The sequence below is a fragment of the Georgenia sp. genome (genome assembly GCF_054605595.1).
The window spans coordinates 1-3,977 of record NZ_JBTSDU010000189.1 but is presented as its reverse complement, the minus strand read 5'-3'; the positions used below and the strand labels follow the sequence as shown (position 1 = coordinate 3,977).

Here is a 3,977-nt window from a genome sequence, read left to right as displayed (position 1 = left end):
CGCGGTGGCCCCGCGCCGTCGGGGCGTTCGCCCTGGTCCCCGTCCTGGCACTGGCCGCCTGCGCCGCCGCCGACGACGCCCCCGAGGCGGGGGCGACCCGCACCGACGCTGCCGAGACCGCGACGGCGGCAGCGTCGACCGAGCCTGCTCCGGCCGGCGAGCTGACCGTCTTCGCTGCCGCCTCGCTCAACGGCGTGTTCGAGGAGATCGCCGCCGTGCTCGAGGCGCGCTACCCCGACGTCTCGGTCTCCTTCTCCTTCGCCGGCTCCTCCGACCTGGTCTCCCAGATCCTGGCCGGGGCCCCGGCGGACGTGCTCGCCACGGCGAACGAGTCCACCATGGCCGACGCCGTCGCGGGCGGCGCGATCACCGGGGACACCCCGATCTTCGCGGAGAACGTCCTCACGCTCGTCACGCCCCCCGGCAACCCCGCCGGGATCACCGGCCTGGACGCCGGCCTGGACGGCACCGACCTCGTGGTCTGCGCCCCGCAGGTGCCGTGCGGGGCCGCGACCCGCGCTCTCACCGAGAACCTCGGCGTCACCCTGCGGCCGGTGAGCGAGGAGGGCAACGTGGCCGACGTCCTCGGCAAGGTCACCTCCGGCCAGGCCGACGCCGGCCTCGTGTACACCACCGACGCCGCGAGCGCCGGGGCCGACGTCGAGATCATCGAGGTCCCGGGCGCCGGCGAGGTCGTCAACCGCTACCCCGTCGCCGTGCTCGACGACGCCGGCGAACCTGAGCTCGGCGCGCTGTGGATCGAGGTCCTCATGAGCGACGCGGGGACGCGGATCCTGTCCGACGCCGGATTCAGGATCCCGTGAGCCACCCACGCGAGGGGCGCACGGGCGAACACCCGACCCCGGACCGAGGTGCCGGCGCCGCCACCGCCGTGGATCGGGCGCGTCGCGCGGGTTCCACGTCCCGGGTGCGGCTGGCGCACGACGACGGGCTGCCGCGGTGGGTGCTCGTGCCGGCCACCCTCGCGGCGCTGCTCGTCGCCATCCCGGTCCTGGGCATGCTGCTCCGGGTGCCGTGGTCGCGGTTCGGTGCGCTGATCACCTCCGAGGCCTCGCTCGGCGCGCTCGCCCTGAGCCTGCGCACCTCGATGCTCTCGACGGTCATCGTCGTCGTCCTGGGGGTGCCCCTCGGCCTGGTCCTGGCGCGCGTGCACCTGCCCGGGCGACGGGTGATCCGCACCGTCGTCCTGCTCCCGCTGGTGCTGCCGCCGGTCGTCTCCGGCCTGGCGCTGCTGAGCACGCTGGGCAAGCGCGGCCTGCTCGGCGCGCGGCTCGAGGTGCTGGGCGTCGACATCGCCTTCACCACTGCGGCCGTGGTGATCGCCCAGTCATTCGTGTCGCTGCCGTTCCTGGTCATCTCGCTCGAGGGTGCGGCACGCACCGCGGGGCGCCGATACGAGGCGGTCGCCGCCACCCTCGGCGCGCGCCCGACGACCGTGCTGCGCCGGGTGACGATCCCCTTGCTACTGCCGGCCCTGAGCTCGGGGACGGCGTTGGCGTTCGCACGCTCCCTCGGCGAGTTCGGCGCGACGCTGACCTTCGCCGGCTCCCTCCAGGGCGTCACGCGAACCATGCCGCTGGAGATCTACCTCCAGCGCGAGACGGACCCCGACGCGGCGTTGGCACTGTCCGTCCTCCTCATCGCCGTCGCCGCGATCATGGTCCTGGCCACCCAGCGCGGGCGGGCGGGCCGATGAGCGCGCCCCCGGCCGGCTCCGACCCGACGGGTCCCGAGGCCGCTCCCGCCAGGGCGCGCTCCGCCGTCGGCGATGGTGCCCACACCGGCTCCGCGGGCGGCGATGGTGCCCGCACCGGCTCCGCCGTCGGCCTCGCCGTGCACGCGAGCGTGCCCGAACGGGACGTCACGCTCGACGTCGACCTGCCCGCCGGCCAGGTGCTGGGCGTGCTGGGCGCGAACGGCGCGGGCAAGTCCACTCTGCTGGGCCTGATCGCCGGCACCGTCCGGCCCGCGTCGGGCAGCGTGCGGGTGGGTCGGACGGTCGTGGCCGACGGCGCCACCTGGGTGCCACCGCACCGACGGCGGGTGTCGCTGCTCGCCCAGGAGCCGCTGCTGTTCCCGCATCTGGACGTGCTCGCCAACGTCGCTTTCGGGCCCCGCTCCGCCGGCTCCGGACGGCGCGAGGCGGAGCAGCTGGCCCACGAGCGGCTGGCGCAGGTGGGGGCGGGCGACCTCGCCGGCCGTCGGCCGGGCAAGCTCTCCGGCGGGCAGGCGCAGCGGGTGTCGCTGGCCCGGGCACTGGCGCCGGACCCGGACGTGGTGCTGCTCGACGAGCCGCTCTCGGCCCTGGACGTCGAGGTCGCTGCCGCGATGCGCCAGCTCCTGCGCGAGCTGCTGCGCGGCACCGGCCGCAGCGCCGTCCTCGTCACCCACGACCTGCTCGACGTGCTGGCGGTGGCCGACACCGTCGTCGTCCTCGACGGCGGCCGCGTCGTCGAGCGGGGCCCGACCCTCGACGTGCTGACCCGACCCCGGTCGAGCTTCGCCGCGGCGCTGGCTGGGGTGAACCTGGTAGCCGGCAGCCTCGACGGCACCGGCGCCGACGCCGCGGTCCTGGCACCGGCGCCGCGCCCGGACGAGCCACCGCTGCTGCTGCACGGGCTGGCCGATCCAGCCCTCATGCCGGGGGCGGCGGTCGCCGCGACGTTCTCCCCGCGGGCGGTGGCCGTGCACCTGGAGCCGCCGGGCGGGTCGCCGCGCAACACGGTCGGTGTCACGGTCACGTCCCTGGAGCAGCAGGGCGAGCTCGTCCGCGTGCGCGCCCGCACCGACGGCGGGCACGTGCTCGCCGCGGACATCACGCCCGCGTCGGTGGCCGCCCTCGGCCTGGCGCCGAACGTGCCGGTGCTGTTCGCGGTCAAGGCCGCCGAGGTCGCGCTCTACCCGGCCTGAGCGCCCCTCATCCGCACCAGTGCGCCGTGTCCGTCGAACGTGCGCGCTGTGTCCGTCGAGCGTGCGCGCTGTGTCCGTCGAGCGTGCGCGCCGCCGTACCACCGGGTGGGTTGGGACCCACGACCCACGACCCGCGGTGCGCCGTCCGCTCGGGTTGTTCGAGGCGCCGAGGACGTTGCCGGACGGGTCGAGGACCGCCACGGTGATGACGCCCGCGGCTGACGTAGGTGCTACCCGCGAACCGCCGTCGCCGCGCTACCCGCGAATCGCCGCCACCGCGAGGACGGCACTACCCGCGCAGCACGCCTGCGAGCACCACCGCCTGGTTGTGCTCGGTGTCCTTCGCGCCGTAGAGCAGTGTCACGGTGGGGTGCTCGGCCGCGAGCGAGCGCAGCTCGACGAAGGCGGGGTTGTCCGCGAGCTCCGCTCGGTAGCGGCGGGTGAACTCCTCGAAGCGGGCAGGTTCGTGGCCGAACCAGGCGCGCAACTCGTCCGAGGGGCCGACGTCGCGAAGCCACACGTCCACGTGGGCGTCGACCTTCTTGATGCCGCGCGGCCAGAGCCGGTCCACCAGGACGCGGAATCCGTCGTCGTCGGTGGGGTCGTCGTAGATGCGGGCGAGTCGTAGGGCCATGACTCAGTGTGGCCCGCCCGCGCCGGCCGCACCAGGGCGTGCCCGACCTCAGCCCGTGGACGCCGCCCATGGACATCGGCTGCGGGCGACAGACCGTGGATGCCAGACCGGCGAGTCAGGCCGTGGGCGGGGGCCGGCGTGCTATCGGCGCGGCGGGGGCCGGCGTACCGGTGCGGCGGTGGGGCCGTGCTACGGCGGGCCCGTGCGGCGGCGGGCTCGTGCGGCGGGGGAGGCCGTGCGGCGGTGCGACGGCGGGACCGGTGCGACGGCGGGACCGGTGCGACGGCGGGACCGGTGCGACGGCGGGACCGGTGCGACGGCGGGACCGGTGCGGCGGCGGGACCGGTGCGGCGGTGCGGCGGTGGGGCCGTGCGGCGGCGGGCCGGTGCGCCCGCTCGTGGCGTGGGCCGGC

At 76.1% G+C, this 3,977-nt stretch carries 4 protein-coding genes; 3 read left to right on the top strand and 1 reads right to left on the bottom strand.

Annotation, left to right across the window (positions count from 1 at the left end):
• Window positions 1-32 precede the first annotated feature (32 nt).
• From modA to ACYC1Z_RS14500, 3 genes are all read left to right on the top strand, one after another.
• On the top strand, window positions 33-824 hold the full coding sequence (gene modA, locus ACYC1Z_RS14510) for a molybdate ABC transporter substrate-binding protein (RefSeq protein ID WP_461410229.1): 792 nt from the start codon (window positions 33-35) through the stop codon (window positions 822-824).
• A gap of 68 nt (window positions 825-892) precedes the next feature.
• Window positions 893-1,717, top strand: a complete 825-nt coding sequence (locus ACYC1Z_RS14505; protein WP_461410228.1) for an ABC transporter permease — start codon at window positions 893-895, stop codon at window positions 1,715-1,717.
• Window positions 1,714-2,931 carry a sulfate/molybdate ABC transporter ATP-binding protein gene (locus ACYC1Z_RS14500; protein ID WP_461410227.1) on the top strand — a complete coding sequence of 406 codons (1,218 nt, stop codon included), beginning with the start codon at window positions 1,714-1,716 and terminating at the stop codon, window positions 2,929-2,931. The genes ACYC1Z_RS14505 and ACYC1Z_RS14500 overlap by 4 nt, the downstream gene beginning before the upstream one ends.
• A 289-nt stretch (window positions 2,932-3,220) precedes the next feature.
• On the opposite strand, the gene ACYC1Z_RS14495 is transcribed toward ACYC1Z_RS14500, so the two are convergent.
• Window positions 3,221-3,565, bottom strand: coding sequence for a DUF488 domain-containing protein (locus ACYC1Z_RS14495; RefSeq protein ID WP_461410226.1), 345 nt, complete (start codon window positions 3,563-3,565; stop codon window positions 3,221-3,223).
• Between the last annotated feature and the right edge of the window lie 412 nt (window positions 3,566-3,977).